The sequence below is a fragment of the Ensifer sp. ENS06 genome (assembly GCF_014852205.1).
In the GTDB taxonomy this organism is placed as follows: domain Bacteria; phylum Pseudomonadota; class Alphaproteobacteria; order Rhizobiales; family Rhizobiaceae; genus Ensifer; species Ensifer adhaerens.
Genome location: NZ_JACVBC010000027.1, coordinates 20,287 through 44,522 on the forward strand (window position 1 = coordinate 20,287; position 24,236 = coordinate 44,522).

General features: G+C 62.8%; 27 protein-coding genes and 1 tRNA gene. 11 read left to right on the forward strand and 17 right to left on the reverse strand.

All coding sequences use genetic code 11. The features are described 5' to 3' along the window. Positions 1 to 8: 8 nt before the first annotated feature. The 5 genes from IB279_RS36320 to IB279_RS36340 form a co-directional block, all read right to left on the reverse strand. Positions 9 to 575 (reverse strand): GNAT family N-acetyltransferase, encoded by a 567-nt coding sequence (locus tag IB279_RS36320; RefSeq protein ID WP_112771841.1) that lies wholly within the window; start codon positions 573 to 575, stop codon positions 9 to 11. A gap of 104 nt (positions 576 to 679) precedes the next feature. Beyond that, complete coding sequence (locus tag IB279_RS36325) at positions 680 to 1,108, reverse strand: DUF1178 family protein (protein ID WP_112771840.1); 429 nt, start codon at positions 1,106 to 1,108, stop codon at positions 680 to 682. Beyond that, complete coding sequence (locus IB279_RS36330) at positions 1,105 to 1,962, reverse strand: carbon-nitrogen hydrolase family protein (RefSeq protein ID WP_112771839.1); 858 nt, start codon at positions 1,960 to 1,962, stop codon at positions 1,105 to 1,107. Before IB279_RS36330 ends, IB279_RS36325 begins: the two co-directional genes overlap by 4 nt. 66 nt (positions 1,963 to 2,028) lie before the next feature. Next, complete coding sequence (gene grxC, locus IB279_RS36335) at positions 2,029 to 2,286, reverse strand: glutaredoxin 3 (RefSeq protein ID WP_034797718.1); 258 nt, start codon at positions 2,284 to 2,286, stop codon at positions 2,029 to 2,031. A 47-nt stretch (positions 2,287 to 2,333) separates the two neighbouring features. After that, on the reverse strand, positions 2,334 to 3,065 hold the full coding sequence (locus tag IB279_RS36340; protein WP_234824480.1) for a ComF family protein: 732 nt from the start codon (positions 3,063 to 3,065) through the stop codon (positions 2,334 to 2,336). 101 nt (positions 3,066 to 3,166) lie between these two features. On the opposite strand from IB279_RS36340, the gene IB279_RS36345 reads away from it, so the two are divergent. Then, entirely contained in the window at positions 3,167 to 4,045 is an 879-nt protein-coding gene (locus IB279_RS36345; protein ID WP_060518375.1) for a methyltransferase domain-containing protein, read from the forward strand. Between the two features lie 32 nt (positions 4,046 to 4,077). Here IB279_RS36345 and IB279_RS36350 read toward each other — a convergent pair whose 3' ends face one another. The 6 genes from IB279_RS36350 to IB279_RS36375 all read right to left on the reverse strand — a co-directional run bounded on the left by IB279_RS36350 (position 4,078) and on the right by IB279_RS36375 (position 8,428). Then, complete coding sequence (locus tag IB279_RS36350; RefSeq protein ID WP_082566310.1) at positions 4,078 to 4,245, reverse strand: Flp family type IVb pilin; 168 nt, start codon at positions 4,243 to 4,245, stop codon at positions 4,078 to 4,080. A gap of 69 nt (positions 4,246 to 4,314) precedes the next feature. Next, positions 4,315 to 4,635 (reverse strand): hypothetical protein, encoded by a 321-nt coding sequence (locus IB279_RS36355; RefSeq protein ID WP_034797725.1) that lies wholly within the window; start codon positions 4,633 to 4,635, stop codon positions 4,315 to 4,317. Positions 4,636 to 4,814: 179 nt separating this feature from the next. Then, entirely contained in the window at positions 4,815 to 5,228 is a 414-nt protein-coding gene (mutT, locus tag IB279_RS36360) for an 8-oxo-dGTP diphosphatase MutT (RefSeq protein ID WP_060518377.1), read from the reverse strand. Between the two features lie 4 nt (positions 5,229 to 5,232). Beyond that, the gene (locus IB279_RS36365) at positions 5,233 to 6,051 is read right to left on the reverse strand and encodes an N-acetyltransferase (protein WP_370689635.1); all 819 of its coding nucleotides are present in this window, start codon (positions 6,049 to 6,051) and stop codon (positions 5,233 to 5,235) included. A 56-nt stretch (positions 6,052 to 6,107) separates the two neighbouring features. Continuing rightward, complete coding sequence (gene argJ / locus IB279_RS36370; RefSeq protein WP_112771837.1) at positions 6,108 to 7,349, reverse strand: bifunctional glutamate N-acetyltransferase/amino-acid acetyltransferase ArgJ; 1,242 nt, start codon at positions 7,347 to 7,349, stop codon at positions 6,108 to 6,110. 212 nt (positions 7,350 to 7,561) lie between these two features. Further along, positions 7,562 to 8,428: a peptidylprolyl isomerase gene (locus IB279_RS36375; RefSeq protein ID WP_112771836.1), complete on the reverse strand. Its 867-nt coding sequence runs from the start codon at positions 8,426 to 8,428 to the stop codon at positions 7,562 to 7,564. A 243-nt stretch (positions 8,429 to 8,671) separates the two neighbouring features. Between IB279_RS36375 and secA the strand changes: the two genes are divergently transcribed. After that, a complete protein-coding gene (gene secA, locus IB279_RS36380; RefSeq protein ID WP_060518382.1) occupies positions 8,672 to 11,380 on the forward strand; it encodes a preprotein translocase subunit SecA in 2,709 nt (902 codons plus the stop codon). Positions 11,381 to 11,499: 119 nt separating this feature from the next. On the opposite strand, the gene IB279_RS36385 is transcribed toward secA, so the two are convergent. After that, entirely contained in the window at positions 11,500 to 11,643 is a 144-nt protein-coding gene (locus IB279_RS36385; protein WP_181529553.1) for a hypothetical protein, read from the reverse strand. Positions 11,644 to 11,829: 186 nt separating this feature from the next. Between IB279_RS36385 and IB279_RS36390 the strand changes: the two genes are divergently transcribed. Together IB279_RS36390 and IB279_RS36395 are read left to right on the forward strand one after the other, a co-directional pair. Next, complete coding sequence (locus IB279_RS36390) at positions 11,830 to 13,221, forward strand: lipopolysaccharide biosynthesis protein (RefSeq protein ID WP_181529552.1); 1,392 nt, start codon at positions 11,830 to 11,832, stop codon at positions 13,219 to 13,221. Continuing rightward, complete coding sequence (locus tag IB279_RS36395; RefSeq protein ID WP_112771835.1) at positions 13,218 to 14,492, forward strand: GNAT family N-acetyltransferase; 1,275 nt, start codon at positions 13,218 to 13,220, stop codon at positions 14,490 to 14,492. The genes IB279_RS36390 and IB279_RS36395 overlap by 4 nt, the downstream gene beginning before the upstream one ends. An 84-nt stretch (positions 14,493 to 14,576) precedes the next feature. Here IB279_RS36395 and IB279_RS36400 read toward each other — a convergent pair whose 3' ends face one another. Together IB279_RS36400 and IB279_RS36405 are read right to left on the reverse strand one after the other, a co-directional pair. Then, on the reverse strand, positions 14,577 to 16,238 hold the full coding sequence (locus IB279_RS36400; RefSeq protein ID WP_112771862.1) for an AMP-binding protein: 1,662 nt from the start codon (positions 16,236 to 16,238) through the stop codon (positions 14,577 to 14,579). Positions 16,239 to 16,356: 118 nt separating this feature from the next. Beyond that, positions 16,357 to 16,441 (reverse strand) — tRNA-Leu (locus IB279_RS36405). Between the two features lie 212 nt (positions 16,442 to 16,653). On the opposite strand from IB279_RS36405, the gene IB279_RS36410 reads away from it, so the two are divergent. Then, positions 16,654 to 17,166, forward strand: coding sequence for a disulfide bond formation protein B (locus IB279_RS36410; RefSeq protein ID WP_060584437.1), 513 nt, complete (start codon positions 16,654 to 16,656; stop codon positions 17,164 to 17,166). Between the two features lie 112 nt (positions 17,167 to 17,278). On the opposite strand, the gene IB279_RS36415 is transcribed toward IB279_RS36410, so the two are convergent. Both IB279_RS36415 and IB279_RS36420 read right to left on the reverse strand, forming a co-directional pair. Then, a complete protein-coding gene (locus tag IB279_RS36415; RefSeq protein WP_034797858.1) occupies positions 17,279 to 17,836 on the reverse strand; it encodes an HNH endonuclease in 558 nt (185 codons plus the stop codon). 107 nt (positions 17,837 to 17,943) lie between these two features. After that, complete coding sequence (locus IB279_RS36420) at positions 17,944 to 18,591, reverse strand: DNA-3-methyladenine glycosylase (protein WP_034797859.1); 648 nt, start codon at positions 18,589 to 18,591, stop codon at positions 17,944 to 17,946. A 54-nt stretch (positions 18,592 to 18,645) separates the two neighbouring features. Between IB279_RS36420 and gluQRS the strand changes: the two genes are divergently transcribed. After that, a complete protein-coding gene (gluQRS, locus tag IB279_RS36425; protein WP_234824479.1) occupies positions 18,646 to 19,527 on the forward strand; it encodes a tRNA glutamyl-Q(34) synthetase GluQRS in 882 nt (293 codons plus the stop codon). Here the strand turns inward: gluQRS and IB279_RS36430 are convergent. Then, positions 19,516 to 20,424 (reverse strand): YihY/virulence factor BrkB family protein, encoded by a 909-nt coding sequence (locus IB279_RS36430; protein WP_034797861.1) that lies wholly within the window; start codon positions 20,422 to 20,424, stop codon positions 19,516 to 19,518. The genes gluQRS and IB279_RS36430 overlap by 12 nt on opposite strands. A 181-nt stretch (positions 20,425 to 20,605) precedes the next feature. Here IB279_RS36430 and IB279_RS36435 point away from each other — a divergent pair, with 181 nt between their 5' ends. The 5 genes from IB279_RS36435 to IB279_RS36455 all read left to right on the forward strand — a co-directional run bounded on the left by IB279_RS36435 (position 20,606) and on the right by IB279_RS36455 (position 24,223). Continuing rightward, complete coding sequence (locus IB279_RS36435; RefSeq protein ID WP_060584426.1) at positions 20,606 to 21,439, forward strand: SDR family oxidoreductase; 834 nt, start codon at positions 20,606 to 20,608, stop codon at positions 21,437 to 21,439. Between the two features lie 24 nt (positions 21,440 to 21,463). Continuing rightward, entirely contained in the window at positions 21,464 to 21,667 is a 204-nt protein-coding gene (locus tag IB279_RS36440; RefSeq protein WP_034797863.1) for a twin transmembrane helix small protein, read from the forward strand. A 67-nt stretch (positions 21,668 to 21,734) separates the two neighbouring features. Further along, positions 21,735 to 22,313: a cob(I)yrinic acid a,c-diamide adenosyltransferase gene (locus tag IB279_RS36445; RefSeq protein WP_034797864.1), complete on the forward strand. Its 579-nt coding sequence runs from the start codon at positions 21,735 to 21,737 to the stop codon at positions 22,311 to 22,313. A 77-nt stretch (positions 22,314 to 22,390) separates the two neighbouring features. Further along, positions 22,391 to 23,188, forward strand: coding sequence for a rhomboid family intramembrane serine protease (locus tag IB279_RS36450; protein ID WP_060518493.1), 798 nt, complete (start codon positions 22,391 to 22,393; stop codon positions 23,186 to 23,188). A 285-nt stretch (positions 23,189 to 23,473) separates the two neighbouring features. Further along, positions 23,474 to 24,223: an electron transfer flavoprotein subunit beta/FixA family protein gene (locus IB279_RS36455; protein WP_192341218.1), complete on the forward strand. Its 750-nt coding sequence runs from the start codon at positions 23,474 to 23,476 to the stop codon at positions 24,221 to 24,223. The last annotated feature ends 13 nt before the right edge of the window (positions 24,224 to 24,236 follow it).

Consider the following 24,236-nt stretch of genomic DNA (forward strand, 5'->3'; position numbering starts at 1 on the left):
CGGCGGTCTCAGCCAGCCTGCCGACGCTCCTGCCACTCGCGCTTCAGCAGCGCATAGACGTATTCGTCGCCCCAGACATCGTTGAACCGGTCGTTCTCGATCAGATGCGCTTCGCGGCGCATGCCGAGACGCTCGACGACGCCGACGGACCCCTTGTTGAGGGCATCGAGCCGGGCAAAGATCCGGTGAAACTTCAGCGTCGAAAAGCCGAGATCAAGCAACGCCCGCATCGCTTCCGTAGCGTAGCCCTTGCCGGCAAAGTCGGGATTGAAGATGTAGCCGGTCTCCGCCTGTTCCGCCGCACTGCTTGCGAGCTTCAGCAGGACTTCGCCGATCAGTACACCATCCTCGCGGCGCTCGACGGCAAACACCGCGACGTCCCCATCGTCAACGAGCTTTGGCGCCGAAGCCTTGGCGAATTTTGTCCGCGCTGCCGTTTCGTCGAGCGGGTGCTGATAGAGATAATGGTAGACCTCCGGCAGGCGGTGATAGGCAAAGAATGCCGGAAAATCGCCAAGCGCGAAGGGCCGGATAACGAGGCGATCAGTGGAAATGTGAACATCGGACAATGCCATTGGCTGGAAAACTCCCATTGCAAAGCTGCGAGATGGGAGCCAAGGCATTGTATTTAAAGGGCGGGAACCAAAGTTTAGACGCGCAGATGCGAAAGTGCCCCGCGTCAGTTGACCTCGTCGGGCAAGATCGGCAGCGGCGCGACCGCGATCCCTTCTTCGAGCAACGCCACGGCCTCTTCCGCCGTCGCCTTGCCGATCAGCCCGCGCTCTTCCGCCTCGCCGTAGTGGATCTTGCGGGCTTCCTCGGGAAAGCGCTCGCCGACATCCTCGGCATTCTCGCGTACGGACTTCACCAGCTCGCGGATCTTGGCGACCGTTTCCTTCTGCGCCTGGTCCATGATCACCGCCCGCGTCGCCTCCTTCTTGCGCGCGGTCGCGACCGAGGGCGCCATCAGTTGCTTGGTAACGGATGTCGAGTTGCAGCTCGGACAAGAGACCAGCTTGCGCTCGACCTGGCGGTCGAAATCGTCACTCGACGAGAACCAGCCCTCGAAATCGTGGCCGTTGTCGCAGGAAAGGGTGTAGCGGATCAAGCGGCAACGCCTCCCTTCCCGGTCGGCGCCACTTCATCGAGCACGAAGCTACGGGCATTCTTCAAGTTCGGTATCTTGGCGCGCGCCGCGTGCACGGCGGCGACATCGATGTCGGCAAGCACAACCGCCTCGCCCGTAGGGCCAGCCGAAGCGAGCACGCGCCCCCAGGGATCGACGATCATAGAATGGCCGAACGTCTCACGCCCATCCTCATGCGTGCCCCCTTGTGCGGCGGCAATGACGAAGAGGCCGTTCTCGATCGCGCGGGCGCGAAGCAGGATTTCCCAGTGCGCCTCGCCCGTCTGCCGCGTGAAGGCGGCGGGCACCGACATGATCTCGGCGCCGGCAACGGCCTGCTGCCGGAAAAGCTCCGGGAAGCGCACGTCGTAGCAAATGGAAAAGCCAAGCTTGCCGAAGTCGAGTTCGGCCAGGCGCGCAATGCTGCCTGGCTGATAGGCGGCACTTTCCCGCCAGCTCTCGCCGTTGTCGAGATCGACGTCGAACATATGGATCTTGTCATAGTCACAGATCTTTTGGCCATTCGGGCCAAACAGCAGGCCGCGATTGGCGATCTTGCCGCCAGCAAGCGCGATCGGCGTCGAGCCGACATGGAGGTAGACGCCAAGTTCGCCGGCAAGCTGAGCTGCCGCCGCGGCAATAAGATCGTTGGCCTCGTCCTTCAGGATCGCGCGCAGCGCCGCCCGGTCCCGCTGCAGCGCCCCGGTCATTTCCGGAGTCTGGATATAGGTCGCGCCCTGGGCTGCCGCTTCACGCGCGAGCCGCACCATCGTCTCCGCATTCTTGCGGGGATCGACGCCGGAACACATCTGAATGGCTGCGGCCCTGAAAGTCATCTCGTCCAACTCCTAAGCGCTCACCGCAGATAAACGGGACGTCGCCTCATGCAAGGGTACGGTGCCTCAGGCAGCCAGCATCGCGTCGAGTTTGCCGGCGCGTTCCAGCGCGTGCAGGTCGTCGCAGCCACCGACATGAATGTCGTTGATGAAGATCTGCGGGAACGTCGTCCCACCGTGCGACTTGTCGATCATCACCTGCCGAACGTTCGGATCATAGGTGGCATCGTGCTCGAGGAAGGAAACGCCCTTGGTTTCCAGGAGTTTCTTTGCGGCCGAGCAATAGCCGCAGAACTGACGCGTATAAATGACCACCGAAGCCATGATCCTGAACCGCTCCTTTGCCGGCGACCGTGCCGGACATCTGATTGTCATATAAGACCGGATACGGCTCTTGCAAAGGTCAAAACCGTGACCGACCCGGCTCCCGCCCGCTTCAGCGCACGGGTCGCTGCGGCAACGGTTGCGCCGGTCGTATATACATCGTCGACGAGAACCACGCTTTTCCCACTGAGACCCGCCCTGCCGCTTTCCGAGACGGCGAAGGCGCCGCGGACGTTCTCCTCGCGCGCGCGCAACCCCAGGCGAACCTGCGGGCTCGTGCGCCGGACGCGCTTCAAGATGTCGGGCTGATACGGACGACCGGAGAGCTGCGCAATGGCTCGCGCCAACTCCGCCGACTGGTTGAACCGCCGCTTCCACAGCCGGAAGGCGTGCAGCGGCACGGGGATGATCGCGTCGGCGGAAGCGACGGCACCGTCGCTCGCCCGGATCATCCATGTCGCCATCATCGGCGCGAGATCCGTGCGGTCGCGATATTTCAGCCCGTGGACCAGATCGCGGGCAACGCCTTCATGGATCGCCACCGACCTTAACCGATCGAATGCAGGCGGATTGGCGATCGCCTCCGGTGACACCGCTCCGGCGCCGTGATCGACCGAAAACGGCATGCCGAGAATATCGCAATAGGGCCGTTCGATCAGCGGCAGCGTCGCCCAGCAGGAGGCGCAGACCGCGCGATGATCGCCGACCAGCCGGCCGCAACCGCAACAGACAGGCGGAAAGACGAGATCGACGAGCCCCAGTCCGAATCGTTTCAGCATGCCCGCGCGCCACGCCTGCGGAATACGCAACCTCTCCCATGCCATGCGGTTGACTTTGTGCCTCCGAAGGTCTCTTTGCTGCCCATCGCGGAGAGACTATCGTGGAAAAAATCTTTGACCAGAGCCTCGTCGAGGCGCACCGGGCAAGGGCGCTCAGAAACGCCGATCCGAAGGCCGGTTTCCTTCTCGACATCGTTGCCGAGGAGCTCGCCGAGCGTGTCGGCGTGGTCGAGCGTCATTTTGATCGCGCACTCGAACTGCACGGCTATACCGGAGAAACGGCCCGCCAACTGATGGCGACCGGCAAGATCGACGCCATCGAGCGCGTCGAGACCGACGCCCGCTTCAGCTCGACCGAGGCGCCGGTGACGATCGCCTCGCTCGAGGAAGTTCCGGCCGAACCGGAAAGCGTCAATCTGATCGTCTCGCCGCTGTCCCTGCATCTGACCAACGACACACCGGGCGCCTTCATCCAGGTGCGGCGGGCGCTAAAGCCCGATGGGCTGTTCCTCGCCGCCATCCCGGGCAGCGGCACGCTGCAGGAGCTGCGCGAAGCGCTGCTGGCCGCGGAGGCTGAATTGACCGGCGGCGCCAGCCCGCGCGTCATTCCCTTCGCCGATGTCCGTGACGTCGGCGCTCTGCTCCAACGCGCCGGCTTCGCCCTGCCGGTCACCGACACGGAAACCTACACGGTGCGCTACGATTCGCTGTTCGCGCTGATCCGCGACCTGCGCGCCATGGGTATGACCAGCCCGCTTTCGGCGCGCAGCCGCACGCCCGTTTCCAGGCGGTTCTTCCTCAGGGCTGCGGAAATTTACGCGGAGCGCTTCTCCGATCCGGACGGCCGCGTTCGCGCTACCTTCTCCATCATCTATCTGTCCGGCTGGGCGCCGCACGAAAGCCAGCAGAAGCCGCTGAAGCCGGGTTCAGCAAAGCAACGGCTTTCGGCAGCGCTTGGCACGAAGGAGCAGCCGCTGTAGGGCGGCATCCACCCCAGATCCGGTTTTAGTGCTTATGCGCTCGGGAACGCTGCGGCGAGCGAGTCGTAGACGTAGGTCAGGGCGTTGCCGATCTGGTTGGCCCCGAAGATTAAGCTGAGGGAGACGAGGGCGGCGATCAGCGCATACTCGATGGCGATGCCGCCGTCCGTGCCACCAAACAAGCGTCTAAGCGTTTCCATGCGTCCCCAGCCAGATTTGTGTTCAATCCGAATCGGACGCCAGCGCCAAACGGGCCGATGGCGTTCGCCTCAGCAGCCGCTCTTGCGGCCGTCGGCATCGATAATGCAAACCGCTCCGGGCATTTCCTGAAGGACGCTGCGCCGAACCGTGTAGCGCTTGGTGGTCCCCTTCGAAGGGATGGAGCCGGTGGAAATGTTGTCGTAATCGACGGGCGTGTTCGCCATGATGCGCTTGTCGGTCTTGGATGACAGCATGGGCGTCAGGATCAGCGTCAGCGCGATCACCGCCGTTCCGAACAACAGCGACAGATTGAGCACACCTGTCCGGCGGGACTGATTATTCATCAGATCCTTTTCCTGAACCGTGTTCCAGAAATCGTCGTCCACCATCCCAGCCTCACAAACGCGCAAAATACGGCGAACGCAAGCGCCCTTCCCAAGCTTGGTTCCACCGCACTGCCTGAAATCGATACGCCGTTGCCAACGATACGTACCAAAACTGAATTGGAGCTATCTTTGCGCCAGGGAGATAAACGATCGATTAATAATCAATCAGATTTCGGGTAGGTTCAGAGCAAATCCATGAGAAACGGGATAAGCGGTTCGTCTGCCGGCGGCATCGGAAAATCGCGCAGGGCCTTTGGCCGGACCCACTTGATCGCCTGGCCTTCCCGCCCGATCGCAACCCCTTCATAGCGGCGGCAGACATAGAGCGGCATCAGCAGATGGAAGTCGTCATAGGTGTGGCTGGCGAAGGTCAGCGGCGCCAGGCATGCGACCTTGGTGCGGATGCCGAGTTCTTCCTCGAGCTCGCGGATCAGGGTTTCCTCCGGCGTCTCGCCGGCTTCAACCTTGCCGCCCGGAAACTCCCATAGGCCGGCAAGCGATTTCCCCTCCGGCCGCTGCGCGAGCAGGATGCGACCATCGGAATCGACAAGCGCGCAGGCCGCGACAAGCACGATCTTCTTTCCGTTGGCATCCATGGCCTCAAGCTCCCGGCGTTCGATAGATGTAGCTGTAAACTTCGGAGAAACCGGCGCCGCGATAAAGCGCCATAGCCGAGCTGTTATCCGCTTCCACCTGCAGCCAGGCCTTCTTGGCTCCGCGCAGACGCGCCCAGCGCAGGCAGACGTCGAGCATCGCCTTGCCGACGCCCCGGCCACGGACCCGCTCGTCCACGGCAAACTGCATGATGCCGGCAAGATCGTTGTCCTGGACGACGAGCGCCACGGCCGTCGGCCCCATCTCGGCATCCTCGAACAGGAAGAGGCCACTCTCCGGCTTGATCGCGTTGATGATTTCGGCCAGCGCCGCCTTGCGCTTCGGATCGCTCTTCGCAATCCCGATGCACGCATCGACGAACCGGCCGACATCCTTGATCGGCAGATGATCGATGCCGTCACCGAACTCGCGCTCGACCAGGTCGACGCTCATGACCAGGCTGCGGCTGAACGCATTCCAGCCCTCGGCATCCATATGGGCGACAAGCTGCGGCGGCGTCAGCGGCGTCTGGCGCACAGTCAGCGGCCGGCCGTAGTCGGCAAAGCGCCGGGCAGCCTTTTCGAGACGGACCGGGATGTCGCGATAGTCGGACGGATCAAGCGGATTGACGGAATTCAGCCGCTTGGAATCATGGCCTGCATTGAGCCGGATCAGCCAGCTGCCATCATATTGCACGGACGCTGCCGGCCAGGCGCGGAAACCCACGGCCTCGAGACGGCGCACGTTTGGAAGATCCACCATTGCCACTTCCCCAGCTTCGGCCTGTGCCTTGCCCGCCACGGGCCGAATATCATTCGATGTCATCTTGCTACCTCTACGGCCTGGCGCGCCAGGCCGCTCACCATCACATAACCGGTGCCTCAGCTCCGGTAATCGCCGTTGATCTCGACATATTCCTTCGTCAGGTCGCAGGTATAGACAGTGGCCCGACCGGAACCGAGGCCGATTTCGACGCGGATCGTGATGTCCTCTTCCTTCATCACGGCCGTGGCCGCAGCTTCAGAATAGGTGGGATCGCGCTCCCCCTCGACGGCGACGCGCACGTGGCCGAACCAGATCGCCAGCCGGTCGCGCTCGGCCATTTCGCCGGACTTGCCGACGGCCATGACCACGCGGCCCCAGTTGGCGTCTTCACCGGCGACCGCCGTCTTGACGAGCGGTGAATTGGCGATCGAAAGCGCGATGCGCTTGGCGGCCGCATCATTCTCGGCGCCGTCGACAGTCACCTCAACCATCTTGCGAGCGCCTTCGCCATCGCGCACCACCTGGAGCGCGAGATCGCGCAAAAGGTCGTTCAGTGCGGCGCGGAAGGCATTAAGACGCGGGTCGGCCGCATCGGAGATTGCCGGCTGGCCGTCGGCCGATGCCGCGCCCGTAGCGAACAGCATCAGCGTATCGGACGTCGAAGTGTCGCTGTCGACCGTGACCGAGTTGAAGGTCGGGCCGACGCCGGCCGAAAGCAGGGCCTGCAGCGCCGAAGGCGCAATGTCGGCATCCGTGACCACGAAGGAGAGCATCGTCGCCATGTCGGGCGCGATCATGCCGGCGCCCTTCGAGATGCCGTTGATCGTCACCTTGACGCCGTCGATTTCGGCGCTGCGTGTCGCTACCTTCGGATAGGTATCCGTCGTCATGATCGCCTTGGCGGCTTCGAACCAGAAGTCCTCCTTGCCGGCAATAGCCAGATCGTCGAGCACGCCGGCAAACTTGGTCGCGTCCAAAGGCTCGCCGATGACGCCGGTCGACGCCAGGAAGACTTCGCTCTCCGCGCAGCCGACAGCCTTTGCCGCCGACTTTGCCGTCAGTTCCGTCGCCTCGCGGCCCTTCTTGCCGGTGAAGGCATTGGCGTTGCCGGAGTTGACGACGACAGCGCGCGCGACACCGCCGGCAAGGTTCTTGCGGCAGAAATCGACAGGGGCCGAAGGGCACTTGGAACGGGTGAAGACACCGGCCACGACGGCCGGCCGGTCGAACACCATCATCAGCACGTCGGTGCGGTTCTTGTACTTGATGCCGGCGGCTGCGGTCGCAATGCGGACGCCGCGCACGGAGGGCATTTCGGCAAAGGTTTTCGGAGCGAGCGGAGAAACGGAGCCGGACATGGGAAACCTGCTGTGACGTGTTGGAGCCAAAGCATTTCCAGGAAGACCATAGCAGCCTTCAGGAAATGCCTAAGAACAAGGATCCGGAGCGGTCTACAACCGAAACGGCTCCAGATCCATCTTGCGACAAATGCCCGAACGGTTTTCACCGCCGGGCATCGACAAAAAGCGGTGACGACAGGCCCCGCCAGTGGCAGGGCCCGCCGATCGAATTACTTGGCTTGTTGCGCTTCCTGCGCCTTGTTGGCCTCGTCATAGGCCTGCTTCAGCGCCGGGTCGGAAATTTCGACGCCTGTATCCTTCTTGGCGGCGGCAAGCAGCTCGACATACTTGTCACGCATGACGAGCTGACGAACCTGCTGCTCGACCTGCTCGAGCGGCGGCGGGGCCTGCGGGCGCTTGTCTTCGACCAGGATCACGTGAAAGCCGAACTGCGTCTTGACCGGGGTCTTGGTGTAGGCGCCCTTCTCGAGAGCGAAGGCAGCCGTTTCGAATTCCGGCACCATGCGGCCCTTGGTGAAGTAGCCGAGGTCACCGCCGTCGTTCTTGTTCGGATCGGTGGACTTCGCCTTGGCAAGCTCGACGAAGCTCTTGCCAGCGTCGAGTTCCTTGATGATTTCCTTGGCTTCGTCTTCCGTCTTGACCAGGATATGGCGAGCCTTCACTTCGTCCTGAACCGGAATGGCCGCGACTTCCTTGTCGTATCGTGCCTTCACCTCTTCCTTGGTGATGGCGTCGACGACATGCTTCTTGAAGTAGGCGTTGTGAAGTTCGCGCTCGGTGAGGTACGCGACGCGCTGCTTGAAGGTAGCGTCGTCCTGCAGGCCTTCCTTCTCGGCCGTGGCGGAAAGAAGCTTAACGTCGATGATCGCTGACAGTGCTGCGGCGCGCTTCTGCTCTTCCGGCATCTGCTGCAACTGCGGGTCGAGACCACCCAGAGCAAGATTGAGTTCGGACTGACGCACGTCCTCGTCGCCAACCTTGGCGACCACCGGATCGGCGTCTTCCGCCCGCGCGCCACCATGTACGGCCATCGCCGCAACCAGTGCCACGGCGGCCAGGGTTTTCAACTTGGTCATGCTCACTAACCTTTCACATTGGCCTTCGGCGCAATTGCCTGCAGCTTGTAGCGGCTGCACAACACCAGAATGTGGCGGTTCTGTAGCCGTCCGGCAGTGCAATTGCGTTGACATAATTCGACCCCCCTCTTATCTGTCACGCAACCTCGCGTCCAGAACAGTTTCCGGGCGTTTCACGGCATTGCGCGGTTTTCGCGGCGTGGCCATGAGACCCAAGGCAACAAAAATGAAAGGACCATTCGTATGGTCAGTCTCGGCGGCCTAGCCCGCAAGTTGTTTGGCTCCTCCAACGATCGCCGCGTGCGTGGCTACAAGGCACGGGTGGACGCCATCAACGCACTTGAAGCCGACATGAAGGCTTTGTCGGATGAGGCGCTCGCCGGCAAGACGGTGGAATTCCGCAAGCAGCTGGAAGAAGGCAAGACGCTCGACGACCTTCTGGTTCCGGCCTTTGCGGTCGCCCGCGAGGCGGCCCGCCGCGTGCTCGGCCTGCGCCCGTTCGACGTCCAGCTCATCGGCGGCATGATCCTGCACGAGCGCGCCATCGCCGAAATGAAGACCGGTGAAGGCAAGACCCTCGTCGCGACGCTTCCGGTCTACCTCAACGCGCTTGCGAGCAAGGGCGTGCACGTCGTTACCGTCAACGACTACCTCGCCCAGCGCGACGCCGGCACCATGGACCGCATCTATAGCTTCCTCGGCATGACCACGGGCGTCATCGTCCACGGCCTGACCGACGAGCAGCGCAAAGCCGCCTATGCCTGCGACATCACTTATGCCACCAACAACGAGCTCGGCTTCGACTATCTGCGCGACAACATGAAGTACGAGCGCGGGCAGATGGTCCAGCGCGGCCACTTCTTCGCCATCGTCGACGAAGTGGACTCGATCCTCGTCGACGAAGCGCGCACGCCGCTGATCATCTCCGGCCCGCTCGACGACCGCTCGGATCTCTACAACACGATCAACGAATTCATTCCGCTGCTTTCGGCGGAGGACTACGAGATCGACGAGAAGCAGCGCTCGGCCAACTTCTCCGAAGAAGGCACCGAGAAGCTCGAAAACCTGCTGCGCGAGGCGGGCCTGCTCAAGGGTGAATCGCTCTACGACATCGAAAACGTCGCAATCGTCCACCACGTCAACAATGCGCTCAAGGCCCACAAGCTGTTCCAGCGCGACAAGGACTACATCGTTCGCAACGGCGAGATCGTCATCATCGACGAATTCACCGGCCGCATGATGCCGGGCCGCCGTTATTCGGAAGGCCAGCACCAGGCGCTCGAAGCCAAGGAAAAGGTGCAGATCCAGCCAGAGAACCAGACGCTCGCATCGATCACCTTCCAGAACTACTTCCGCATGTACTCCAAGCTCGGCGGCATGACCGGTACGGCCTCCACCGAAGCGGAAGAATTCGGCAACATCTACGGCCTGGAAGTCGTTGAAGTTCCGACCAATCTGCCGATCAAGCGTATCGACGAGGATGACGAGGTCTACCGTACGCAGGGCGAAAAGCTGAACGCCATCATCGACGAGATCAAGTCGGCGCACGAGCGCGGCCAGCCGATGCTGGTCGGCACGACGTCGATCGAAAAGTCCGAGCAGTTGGCCGATCTTCTGAAGAAGTCCGGCTTTGCCAACTTCCAGGTTCTCAACGCCCGCTACCACGAGCAGGAAGCCTTCATCGTCGCCCAGGCCGGCGTGCCCGGCGCCGTCACGATCGCCACCAACATGGCCGGTCGCGGCACGGACATCCAGCTCGGCGGCAACGTCGACATGCGCATCCAGCAGGAGCTCTCGGAAGTCGAGCCCGGCCCCGAGCGCGAACAGCGCGAACAGGCGATCCGCGCCGAAGTGCAGCAGCTGAAGGAAAAAGCGCTGGCCGCCGGCGGGCTTTACGTTCTGGCTACCGAGCGCCACGAAAGCCGCCGCATCGACAACCAGCTTCGCGGCCGTTCCGGCCGTCAGGGCGACCCGGGTCGATCGAAGTTCTACCTGTCGCTCCAGGACGACCTGATGCGCATCTTCGGCTCCGACCGCATGGACGGTATGCTGCAGAAGCTGGGCCTCAAGGAAGGCGAGTCGATCATCCATCCGTGGATCAACAAGGCTCTCGAACGCGCCCAGAAGAAGGTTGAAGCCCGCAACTTCGATATCCGCAAGAACCTTCTGAAGTACGACGACGTTCTCAACGATCAGCGCAAGGTGATCTTCGAGCAGCGCATCGAGCTGATGGATGCCGAAAGCGTCACCGAAACCGTGACCGACATGCGCACCGAAGTCGTCGAAGACATGGTCAGCAAGCGCATTCCCGAGAAGGCCTATGCCGAGCAGTGGGACGTCGCCGGTCTCAAGGCCGACGTGCAGCAATACCTCAATCTCGACCTGCCGATCACCGAATGGGCTGCCGAGGAAGGCATCGACGAAGCCGATATTCTCGAGCGCGTCATGACCGCTGCCGAAAAGGAAGCCGCCGACCGTGCCGAACGCTTCGGTCCGGAGATCATGCAGTATGTCGAACGCTCGGTCGTGCTGCAGACGCTCGACCATCTGTGGCGCGAGCACATCGTCAACCTCGATCACCTGCGTTCGGTCATCGGCTTCCGCGGCTACGCCCAGCGCGATCCGCTGCAGGAATACAAGTCCGAAGCCTTCGAGCTGTTCCAGGCCCTGCTCGGCAACCTGCGCCAGGCCGTGACCGCACAGCTCATGCGCGTCGAGCTGGTGCGCGAAGCAGCCGAAGCGCCGCAGCCGGCTCCGCCTGTCATGCATGGCCACCATATCGATCCGCTCACCGGCGAGGACGATTTCGGCGACGGCACGCTGCTGGCCGCCCCGCCAGTGCAGCGAGACGCAACCAACCCATTGTCCTGGGGCAAGGTCTCGCGTAACGAGCTCTGCCCCTGCGGTTCGGGCAAGAAGTACAAGCACTGCCACGGCATCTACGAGGCATAAGCCAGCCGCGGAATGCAGGTACTGTCTGCGCCCCCTGCCCTTCAGAAATGCCGCCTCCGGGCGGCATTTTCGTTTCCTGGAGCCTGTTTGCTAGCGATCGCTCGCCCTGGCGTGGGCGATCAGGTTTTCGAGCGCGCGAATGCCGGTTGCTGTTGATGGCGGCGGCCGAGCGTGGCGTTGATACGGAGTGCGAGATCTTGCGCGTAGGAAGCTTTCAGGTCCTCCAGCCGCTCGATGCCGATCTCCTGGAGATCGCCGACCATGTGCGGCCAATCGATTTCGCCTGCATAATCCGCTGCCGCTCGCTGTCCACAATCGGCATGGTTGCCCCCATTCCTTACAACCGCGCTGCACCCTTTGTTAACGCTGTTCTGGCAGTACTGAAACCCTGTATTGCGTAATCTCAGGGTGTTCTCGTGTTCATGGCGGTATGTCAAACGGCCGGACGAATGCTGCCGTCGGCACTGAGACACCGCCTGTCCGCAATAATCGCCCGGCTTCTCCCCATCCTGACCAGTTCGGACGCCAAGAACGCCGCGCGCCGCATGGCGCTCGTCGCCTTTTCGGTTCGCATCGTCAGCGCCGCCATCGCCTTTCTGTCGCAGATCATCCTCGCGCGGCTGATGGGCGAGTTCGAATATGGCATCTTCGTCTTCGTCTGGGTGCTGGTCATCCTGTTCGGCAGCCTCTCCTGCGTCGGGTTCCACTCGGTCGTCATCCGCTTCCTGCCGGAATACCAGGCGTCGGCCGCCATGGACGAAATCCGCGGCGTGACGACGACGGTGCGCATCTTCGCGCTTTCCTCCGCCACCACGGTCGCCGTCCTCGGCCTTGCCGGCCTCTGGTTCTTTTCCGGGCACATCGAGGCCTATTACCTTGTGCCCCTCTATCTCGGCCTCTTCACCCTGCCGATGATCTCGCTGGGCGACGTCATGGACGGAACGGCGCGTGCCCATGGCTGGCCGATTGCCGCGATGAGCCCCACCTTCATCATCCGGCCGCTGCTCGTGCTCGTTTTCATGGTGCTCGCCGTCACCGCCGGCGCGCCCCACACCGCGCAAACCGCCATGATGGCAGCCATGGCCGCGGCCTATGTCACCAGTGTCTCGCAGTTTCTCGCGCTCACCTACCGTCTTCGCTCGCGCTACGTTCCGGGACCGCGACGCATCGAGCTTCGCCGTTGGCTCAAGGTCTCGATCCCCGTCTTCCTGGTCGATGGCTTCGGCTTCCTGCTGACCAATTCCGATGTGGTGATCGTCGGCCTCTACCTGGAGCCGGACGACGTCGCGATCTATTTCGCTGCCGCCAAGACCATGGCGCTTGTGCATTTCGTCATGTTCGCGGTCAAGGCAGCAGCAGGCCCGCGCGTCTCCAACGCGATGGCCCGCGATCCCGGCCAGATCCCCGGCATCGCGGTCGAAAGCGCCCGCTGGGCCTTCTGGCCGTCGCTTCTGGTCGGCGCGCTGGTGCTACTGGCAGGGCCGTTCCTGCTTTCGCTCTTCGGCCCGGCCTTCGTCACCGGGCTGCCGCTGATGATGGTGCTTTTCGCGGGCATCCTCGCCAAGGCTTTCGTCGGCCCGGCCGAAACGCTGCTGACGATGGCCGGCCAGCAGACGCTGTGCGTGACCCTCTACGCCGGCGCGCTGGTCGTCAACATCGCACTCAACCTCAGCCTCATCCCTCTTTTCGGACTGAACGGTGCTGCTTTTGCAACCGCTGGTGCTATGTTCGTAGAGGCGATGCTGCTGCACCTCGCCGTCCGGCGTACCTTCGGCTTTGCGCTCTTTGCCTTCGCAAGAGCGCGGGCCGGCAATGAAAACAACGGGGCTGTCCATCCATGATCGGCAATACCAATCTTCCGAGCGATGCAAACAGCCGGGCCGCACGGGTTCTCGGCGGTCTGGCGCAGGACGGCGAAAGCGGACCGACCGCAGAGCATCTGATCGAGGTCGGACGTCCCGGACGGCATCTTGCCATCTATCCGGCAAGGGCCGGCTACGAGTTGCAGCGCGAACTCGACTTTCTGTCGAACCGGGCGCTGGAGCCGAACGTCTTCTTCACCGGACGCTTCCTGGCGCCGGCCATGCCACGCCTGGAAGAGCGAGTCATCCGGCTCGCGATCATGCGCGACAACGACGAGCGCCGCAGCCGGCTGCGTTTCCTGATGCCGTTCTCGATCGAAAAGCCCGGCTTCTCGATCGGCGCGCCGATCATTCGCGCCTGGTCGAACCCGTTCGGGCCACTGGGCGTGCCACTGCTCGACGCCGAGGATGCGGCCGAGACCATCGACAACCTGTTCGAAGCCTTTGCCGCGCCGGCAACCGGGCTGCCCTCGATCCTGGTGCTGCCCGACATGCGGCTCAACGGCAAGGTCGCCCGCCTCACCCGCGCCGTCGCCATCGGCCGCAACCTGCCTCTGACGGTGACCGACACCTTCAGCCGGCCGATGCTCGAAAGCCTGCTCGACGGCCCGACCTATCTGCGCAAGGCAATCAGCCCGGCGCATTTCCGCGAACTGCGGCGGCAGTGGAACAATCTCGAAAAAGAGGGCGAGCTCGTCTATTCGGTCGCCCGTCAGCCCGCCGACGTCCGCCTGCGCATGGAGGAATTCCTGGCGCTGGAAGCATCCGGCTGGAAGGGCAAGGCGCGCAGCGCCATGGTGCTCGACCGCTTCCGGGCCGCCTTTGCCCGCGAGGCGATCACCAATCTGGCCGACGGCGACAGCGTGCGCATCCACACGCTCGATCTCGACGGCAAGGCGATCGCCTCGATGGTCGTCTTCCTGATGTCGGGCGAGGCCTATACCTGGAAGACTGCCTATGACGAGCGCTATGCCAAGTTCTCGCCGGGCAAACTGCTTCTCGCCGAACTGACGGAATGGCATCTCGACGACGCCAACATCGCCCGCTCCGATTCCTGCGCGGTGCCGGACCACCCGATCATGAGCCGTTTCTGGCAGGAGCGCGAAGACATGGGCACGATGGTGATCGGCCTGCAGCAGACCCGAGACCGCGAAGTGCGCCAGGTGGCAGCCCAGCTCCACCTCTATCGCAACACCCGCAACATGGCGCGGATCCTGCGCGACAAGATCAAGGCGCTTGCCGGACGCTAGAGCGGGATGAGGAAAAAGCGTGCGCCGTTTTCCGCCCGCATCCCGCTCCAGCCAATTCAAATCAATCGCGCGGCGGCCGAGGGACTACGACGCTTCGGAAACCTCGATCGCCCCACGCGCTTCCGCCGCCGCCTGCTCGCGCAGGAACCGCCTGATCACCTTGCCCGAGGTCGTCAACGGCAGGCTGTCGACGAAGGCGATCTCGCGCGGATACTCGTGCATCGAGAGCCGGGTCTTCACCCACTCGCGGATGGAGGTTGCCACACGCGCGTCGCCAACGACGCCCGGCCGTAGCACGACATAGGCCTTGACGATCTCGGTGCGCACCGGATCGGGCTTGCCGACAGCGGCGGCCAATTGCACGTCCGGATGGCCGGCGAGGCAATCCTCGATCTCGCCCGGGCCGATGCGATAGCCCGACGAGGTGATGACGTCGTCGTCACGCCCGAAGAAGGTGAAATAGCCCTCCTCGTCCATCACGCCCTGATCGCCTGTCGTCATCCAGTCGCCGATGAACTTCTTTTCCGTCGCCGCCGCGTTGCCCCAGTAGCCGAGGAACATCACCGGATCCGGCCGCTTCACCGCCACCTGCCCGACGCTGCCGGCCGGCAGTTCGCGGCCTTCGCCGTCGATGATCGCCACCCGGTGGCCGGGTGCGGCCTTGCCCATCGACCCTGGCTTGACGACGCCGAGATCGGCGGCTGACGAAATGACGATGTTGCACTCGGTCTGGCCGTAGAACTCGCTGACCTCGAGACCGAGCGCCGCCTTTGCCCATTCATAGGTCTCGCGGCCGAGGGACTCGCCAGCCGAGCTGAAGGTTCGAAGATTAAGCCGATAGCGCTCGCGCGGATTCTCGACCGCCTTCATCAGCCTGAGCGCCGTCGGCGGAATGAAGGCATTGCGCACGTCCATTTCTTCCAGGATGCGAAAGGCAGTATGCGGGTCGAACTTCTGCGCCGGCGACGACACGACGGGTACGCCGTGCAGCAGCGACGGTAACAGCGCGTTGAGCAGCCCTCCCGCCCAGGCCCAGTCGGCCGGCGTCCACATGCGGTCACCCGGCTGCGGCAGGAAGTGATGGTGAAACTCGAAGCCCGGCAGATGGCCGAGAAGCACCCGGTGCCCGTGCAGTGCCCCCTTCGGCGGCCCTGTCGTGCCTGACGTGTAGATCATCAAGGCCGGATCGTCGGGGCCGGTATCGGCCGCAACAAAGCCAGAGGGATCACCCGACGCCAAGTCAGAGAAGACAATCGTGCCCGGACGCGGCTGATCATCCGCCAGCACCACCAGCCGCAAGTCAGGCAGCCGCTCACGGATCGCCGCGATGCGTTCATAGCCAAAGCCGTTGGTGATGACAGCCGCCACGCCGGCGTCGCGCAGCCGGTATTCGAGCGCCTCGACGCCGAAGAGCAGCGCCAGCGGCAGCGCGATGGCACCGTGCTTGTAGATCGCTGCATGGGCAATCGCCGTCTCGAACCCCTGCGGCAACAGGATCGCCACCCGTTCGCCGGGCATGATACCCTCCCCCGTCAGCCCCTTGGCAAAGGCCGAGGATTGCCGGGCGAATTGACGATAGGTCAGCGATTGATGCGCACCGCCAGGATCGAAATGCTGGAGACAGACACGCTCCGGCGCCCGCTCAGCCCAGGCGTCGCTGACGGCAACGCCGATATTGAACTTTTCCGGAATCTGCCAGCGGAAGGCGCGGTAGAGTTCGTCGTAGGTCTCTATTCTCGGTAACATGACGCTGCCATGACAGTTTTCTTGCTGCAGCGCACCTAACACCTTCGCAAGCGACAGTTCAATGACTGCGGCGGCGTTCAGGCATGTCGGACGATGGATGTGAAGAAAGTGTATGTGGTGGTGCCCCATGCCGGGGTCGAACCAGCACTCCTTTCGGAACTCGATTTTGAGTCGAGCGCGTCTACCAATTCCGCCAATGGGGCTCAGGGAAGTGCGATATCAGCGGCTCGGATTTACACGAAGGATTTCGCCGTGGTCAACCATCATTTTCAGGATGCACGACCAACAATCACGAAAGCGTGCGGGCCGCTCACAGCCGCTGCGATTTACAGCGCGCACGATCCTGCCTAAGAAGGCGCCATCCAGTTTGCACTGCGGCATCCCTCGGTTTCGAGTTGCCGCCCGCGAGGTATAGATGATCGACGCCGCCACCCAATCCCGCCAGCATTTGCTGATCGCCGTTATCGTAACACTCGGCATGGCGGCGACCGTGGGCGGCGCGCTCGGCTTCGAGCATGTCGGTGGCTATATTCCCTGCGCGCTCTGCCTGTTGCAGCGCGATCCCTACTACTGGGGCATCCCGGTCGGTGTTTTGGCAATCGCCACGAGCGCGTTCAAACTGCCGGCGTGGACGACACGCACTCTGCTTCTCATCGTCGGCATCCTGATGCTGGTCGGCGCCGGCATGGGCGTCTATCACTCGGGCGCCGAATGGGGCTTCTGGGAAGGACCGTCCACCTGCGCCACGACCGCGCAAGGGATTTCGTCGAATGTCGGTGATCTGCTGGGCGATCTCGATTCCAAGCATGGCCCGTCCTGCACTGAAGCCTCCTTGCGGGTGCTCGGGCTCTCCTTTGCCGGATGGAATGTGATCGCCAGCCTCATCCTCGCAGCAATCGCCTTGCGCGGTGCGGCAAAGGCGCGCTGATCCCAGATTGCTCTCGGGAAACAGGCAACGCCCCGACAAGGGGGTTCGCGAGCGCACGCACCTCTCCTGACCCCGCTTTGGGCTTAGATCCGGCAAGAAGGCACGAACAGCGTCAGGGCTGCAGTTCGACGTCCCAGTAGAGATAGTCCATCCAGCTTTCATGCAGATGGTTCGGCGGGAAGAGCCGGCCGTTGTTGTGCAGGTCCTGCACCGTCGGCTGGAAAGGCCTCTGGTGCGGGAACATGCCGGCTTGCTTCGGCAGCTTGCTGCCCTTGCGTAGATTGCAGGGCGAGCAGGCTGCGACGACATTGTCCCAGGTCGTCTGGCCGCCGTGAGCGCGGGGCACCACGTGATCGAAAGTGAGATCGTCGGGCGAACCGCAATACTGGCATTCGAATTTATCGCGCAGGAACACGTTGAACCGGGTGAAGGCCGGGTGGCGTGAGGGCTGCACGTAGCTCTTGAGGCAAACAACGCTCGGCAGTCGCATCGAGAAACTCGGAGACGACACCGAATGTTCGTACTCGGCAAGGATATTTACACGGTCAAGGAAGACGGCCTTGATCGCGTCCTGCCAGGACCAAAGCGACAAGGGGTAGTAACTCAGCGGCCTGTAGTCAGCGTTCAAGACGAGCGCCGGCAAGGCCTGTGGTGAGACTGCAATCGTCAAGCGTATTCTCCTGATCGATTCGGCATCTGCACCTTCTATATTAGGCCCGTTGCAACAGGATTGTGAAGCCGGAAACAAAAATGCGTGCGCTGGATTCGCTTTTTCCTTCAAGGTGTCACAGGAACAGCATCACGACGCATTTCCTGTGAATAATAGGCCCAGAAGAGGCGTGCGGCGACGCTGCGCCAGGGCGACCACGAAGCGGCGAGCGAATCAATTTCGCGTGCGCTCGGGCGCAGTTCGAGGCCCAGTCCGTGACCGATCGCGTTTTGCAGCGCGACGTCGCCGGAGGGAAAGACGTCCGGGTGGCCGGCGCAGAAGAGCAGATAGACTTCCGCCGTCCAGCGCCCCACCCCCTTGATCGCCGTCAGCTCCCGGATCGCCTCCGATCCTTCGATGTTGCAGATCGCGTCGAGATCGATCTGACCGCTGACGACCACCTCGGCCACGCGCCTCAGCGCCTCGGCCTTCGCCCGCGACAGCCCGATCGCCCGGCAATCCTCGTCGCTCAGCGAATTGACGCCTGCCGCCGTGACCTCGCCGAGCTTTTCTTCCATGCGCCGCCAGATCGCAGCCGCGCTTGCCTTCGAGACCATTTGCGAGACGATGATGCTGGCAAGGCCGCGATAGCCGGGATCGGTGCGCCGGAGCGGCACCGGGCCGGCTCTCGCAACGACGTGCCCGAGGCGCGCATCGAGCATCACCAGGCCTGACAGCCCGGCCTCGATATCCTCATGTGTCCGGATGATCCGCATGACGCCTCCACAAAGCGGATGATTTTTATACCCCTTCCATGGCAAAGGGAAAGCATGCCTGACACGCCACCCGTTTTCCGTTTTGCCCCGAGCCCCAACGGGCTGCTCCATCTCGGCCACGCGCTTTCCGCGGTGCTGAACCATGACATGGCGAAGGCCGCGAACGGGCGCTTCCTGCTGCGCATCGAAGACATCGACCAGACCCGCTGCCGCCCGGAATTCGAGGCGGCGATCTTCGAAGACCTTGCCTGGCTCGGCCTCGACTGGGAGCGCCCAGTGCGCCGGCAATCGGAACATCTCGACGCCTACACGTCGGCGCTTCAACGGCTGGACATGCTGGGTGTCATCTACCCCTCGGTCATGACCCGCGGCGAAATCAAGGCCGCCGTTGCCGATGCGGAAGCCGGCGGCCAGACCTGGCCGCGCGATCCGGACGGCAGCCCGCTCTATCCCGGCCGTGAGCGGGAATTGCCCCAAACCGAGCGCGCGGCTCTCAGCGCGGGCGGCAAGGCCTATGCCTGGAGGCTCGACATGGAGAAGGCCATCGCGCTTTTGGGAAAAGACCACCTGAGCTGGGCCGAGAGCGGCCATGGTCCTGAGGACGAAACCGGCACCATCATCGCCGACCCCGCCGCCTGGGGCGACGTGATCCTGTCGCGCTCCGATGCGCCGTCAAGCTACCATCTATCCGTCGTCGTCGACGACGCGTTGCAGGGCATCACCCATGTGGTGCGCGGCCGCGACCTCTATCATGCGACATCCGTGCACCGGCTGCTGCAGCGGCTTCTCGATCTGCCGGAACCGCTCTATCACCATCACCGGCTGATCCTCGGCCCGGATGGGCGCAAGCTGTCGAAGAGCAACCAGGATACCGGCATCGCCGCTTTCCGCGCCGCCGGTCGCACAGCGGAGGAAATCCGCGCGCTAATCGGCTAGGTCCTGCTCCTCGCGGGCCGCGTCGTTGCCATTGCGCAGCTGGAAGCTGCGCCGCACCATGCTCTTGACCCTGTATTTGAGGATCGCCGCATTGATCTCGGCGCCGATGATGAAGATTGCAGCGATCATGTAGAGAAACACCAGCACGATCATGATCGACGCCAGGCCAGCATAGGTAGACACATAGGTGGCGAAGGTCGCGAGGTACGAAGCAAAGGCATAAGCGCCGATCGTCCAGCAAACGAGCGTCAGCGCGATGCCCGGCAAAACGTCGATCACTTTACGGTGCCCATCCGGCAGCCAGAGATGGGACACGAGCAATCCGCTGGTCAGCACGACGAGAGCGAGCGGCAGGCTCCAATTGTCGACGGTCGCAAGCACGCCACCAAGCCAGGGGAGCCACTGTCCGGCATAACGCACCGCCAGGGGCACGGCGACGAGCAGAATGCTGAGTGCGGCCAGGATCAGGACGCCGGCAAGCACGAAGCCGAGGCTCGCAAGCCGAGTGACGTACCAGTAGCGGCTCTCGGTCACTCGATAGGCGCGATTGAGCGAGACGCGCAGCGCCTCGACGCCGTTGGAGGCGAAATAGGCGGCGGCCAGCACCGAAACGGTCAAGAGCCCACCGCGCGGGATCGTCAGCACCCGCACGATTTCGTCGGCGATGGGCTTGGCGATCGATTCCGGCCAGGCATCGAAAATCAGATGCACCGCCGTTTCGGCAAACTGGTCGGCCCCGAGAAAGCTGCCGAGCGCCGTGCCGAAAATCAGGAAGGGAAAGACGGCGAGCAGCGACGACAGCGCCACATGGCTCGCCATCGCCCAACCGTCGTCGAGGCTGAAGTGCCAGAGCGCATCGAACACGACTTTCCAGGTGATGCGTATAAACGCTGGCATTCCATTCCAATCCTACCAGGCGCCGGGACTACCCGATCAGTACGTCCGTCTCGGCGCCGTTTCCTTGGCTTCGCATGACCCCAACGGCGACAACGCTGGCGGGTTCCGGCTTGCGCAATTCAATTGTATCCCGCCGATGAATATGGGAAACCGAGGCAGGATTTCTACAGGATTCGACCGGATGACGGATCGCCCCACAATCATTGTCACCGGATGCTCCTCCGGAATCGGCGCCCATTGCGCACGCGCGCTTCATGCCGACGGCTGGCGGGTGTTTGCGACCGTGCGCCGGGAAGAGGACCGGCAATCGCTTGAAAGCGAGGGCATCGAGACCTTTCTGATGGACTACACCAAGCCGGAGAGCATCGCTGCCCTGGCCGATACGGTGCTGGCGCTCTCCGGCGGGCGCATCGACGCGCTGTTCAACAACGGCGCCTATGGCCAGGCGGGTGCGGTCGAGGATCTGCCGACCGAGGCGCTGAGGCTCCAGCTCGAGACCAACGTGATTGGCTGGCACGACCTGACGCGGCGGGTGATCCCCGCGATGCGGGCGCGCGGCAGCGGCCGCATCGTGCAGTGCTCTTCCATCCTCGGCATCGTGCCCTATCGCTGGCGCGGCGCCTACAACGCCTCCAAGTTTGCGATCGAGGGCCTGTCCCTCACCCTCAAGATGGAGTTGGCCGGCAGCGGTATCGAGGTGAGCCTGATCGAGCCAGGGCCGATCACATCGAAATTCACCGCCAATGCCGTTACCTATATCGAGCGCTTCATCGACCTCAAGAATTCGGTGCACCGCGTCGAATACGAGCGGCAGATGCGACGCCTGAAAGGCGAAAGCAAACCCGCGGCCGGAAAGCTCGGCCCGGAGGCGGTTTATGCGGTTTTGAAGCACGCACTGACAGCAAAGAAACCGAAACCGCACTATATTGTAACAAGGCCAGCCAGACAGGGCGCGCTTCTGAAGAAGCTCCTGCCGGCGGCACTGTTTTATCGCATCATCGGCCGACTTGGCTGAAGCAGAATTGCAAGGAAGAGTTCGATGTCCAGCTTCTTTACCGGCTTGACCCTGTTCGTCATGGGCCTGGTCGTGATCGTTTTGATCCGCGGCCTCGTGAACATGGCAAAGGGTGGCAGCGGCAACACGTCCAACAAGTTGATGCAGGCGCGTGTGCTGTTGCAGGCAATCGCGATCGTGCTCATCATGGTGACCCTTTGGATCACCGGCGGCGGCCGTCCGACCTGACGCAAATTCCGAACGGACAACCGTTCCACACCGTTCCTGAAATTGCGCTAGAGGACTGCGTCCGCCCATGGTGAAGCTGAACAAGATCTATACCCGGACGGGTGACAACGGCACCACCGGGCTCGTCTCCGGCCCGCGCCGGCTGAAGAGCGATCTGCGCGTCGATGCCTATGGCGCAGTGGACGAAACCAATGCCTTCGTCGGCCTGGCTCGGCAGCATACGGCCGGCAACGTCGATCTCGACGCCGCGCTGATGCGGATACAGAACGATCTCTTCGATCTCGGCGCGGATCTCGCAACACCCGACACCGGCGAGCCGCCGCAATACGAACCGCTGCGCATCGTCGCAGCGCAGGTGACCTGGCTCGAAACCGAAATCGACCGGCTGAATACCGAACTTGATCCCTTGCGCTCCTTCGTGCTTCCGGCCGGAAGCCCCGCCTCCGCAGCCCTCCACGTCGCCCGCACGGTCGCACGCCGTGCGGAACGCCAGGTGGTGGCCCTTGCCCAGATCGAGGGTGAAGTCGTCAGCACGGAAGCCATCGCCTATATCAATCGCCTGTCGGATTTCCTGTTCGTCGCGGCGCGCTTTGCAAATGACAAAGGTCAAGCCGACGTCCTTTGGATTCCCGGAAAAAACAGATAACGTCGGCTCGCGCATTGTCGCGCCCGATCGAGATTCGACGGGAGAAACGGGCAATAACCTGTGCTTCGGGAGACCGCATGTTCATACCGCTTCACGATACGAACACCCTGAAGCACATCAAGGTCCAGTACGTCACGATCAGCCTGATCGTCATCAACATTGCCGTCTGGCTGATCACTGGACCGATTGCCTCCGAGCAATTCGCCAACGCCGCGCTGCTGGGCTTCGGCTATATTCCGGCGCTCATTTTCGACTACGCGCAGCTCGATCCCTCGCTCGTCGTCGTCCCTGACGGCTTCACCTTCGTCACCTATTCCTTCCTGCATGGCGACTTCATGCACCTCGCCATGAACATGCTGTTCCTCTGGGTGTTCGGCGACAATGTCGAGGATGCGCTCGGGCACTTCCGCTATCTCGCCTTCTATCTTCTCTGCGCCGCTGCAGGCGCACTGGCGCATGGGCTTCTCGACCCGGCCTCCGAGGCGCCGTTGATCGGCGCATCGGGCGCGATCTCCGGCGTCGTTGCCGCCTATTTCCTGCTGCACCCGAAGGTGCGCGTCTGGGTGCTTGTCTTCTTCCGCATCCCGCTGCCGCTGCCGGCCGCCATTCCGCTTGCCTTCTGGATCGGCCAGCAGTTCTTCATGCTGGTCGTCGATCCCGGCAGCGGCGTGTCCTGGAGCGCCCATGTCGGCGGCATCGTCGCGGGCCTGGTTCTGGTTGTCATTTTGCGACGCCGCGATGTGCCGCTCTTCGACCGCACGATCGTCACGCCGCGCGCCGTCCGGCACAAGGCCGAACCGGTCACCGCAAGCCAACAGCCGTCGTCAGATGCGACAAGACCGCCCATTCCCTGGGGACGCCAGACCGGATCCTGACACCGGCAATCGCCAGCCTTCAACGAGGATGATCCGTTATTTCAATGGCTTGCCTGAAGCGCGCCCGGCCCTGCCGGGACAGTGCCGCATCAGGCCCCAAACCACTTGCCATGGATCATTCTTACGTGTACGTAAACGTAATTCCAATTCTCGGGATTATATCGATTTAGCGCCATGCACAGCGATTGTAATTGGAGAAAAAACGCGTATCGATGTCGCCAACCGACAATCAGGCGGCTCCGTTAAGGCGCATTTTCCTGCGAAAGCTCTTGGAGGGAAGAATCCATGAAAATACTTGTGACGGTGAAGCGGGTCGTTGACTACAACGTCAAGATCCGGGTGAAGGCAGACGGTTCGGGCGTCGAACTTGCGAACGTGAAGATGTCGATGAACCCCTTCGACGAAATCTCGGTCGAAGAGGCGCTCAGGCTGAAGGAAGCCGGCAAGGCTGAGGAAGTCGTCGTCGTTTCCGTCGGTCCGGCCAAGGCCGAGGAGACGCTGCGCACGGCGCTCGCCATGGGTGCCGACCGCGCCATCCTGATTGAGACCGAAGACCAGGTCGAGCCGCTCGCTGTCGCCAAGATCGTCAAGGGTGTGGCCGAGGCCGAACAGCCGGGCCTGATTATCGTCGGCAAGCAGGCGATCGACGACGATTCGAACCAGACCGGCCAGATGCTGTCCGCTCTCCTCGGCTGGGCGCAAGGGACCTTTGCCTCCAAGGTCGAGATCGGCGACGGCAAGGCAACCGTGACGCGCGAAGTCGACGGCGGTCTGCAGACGATCGACATCAAGCTGCCGGCGGTCGTCACCACCGACCTGCGCCTGAACGAGCCGCGCTACGCCTCGCTGCCGAACATCATGAAGGCGAAGAAGAAGCCGCTCGACAAGAAGTCGCCGGCCGACTTCGGCGTCGACACGGCTGCCCGCCTCAAGGTGCTGAAGACCGAGGAGCCGTCGGGCCGCAAGGCCGGCATCAAGGTCAAGTCGGTCGCCGAGCTCGTCGAAAAGCTTAAAGTCGAAGCCGGCGTCCTCTGATTTAAGGAAGGGA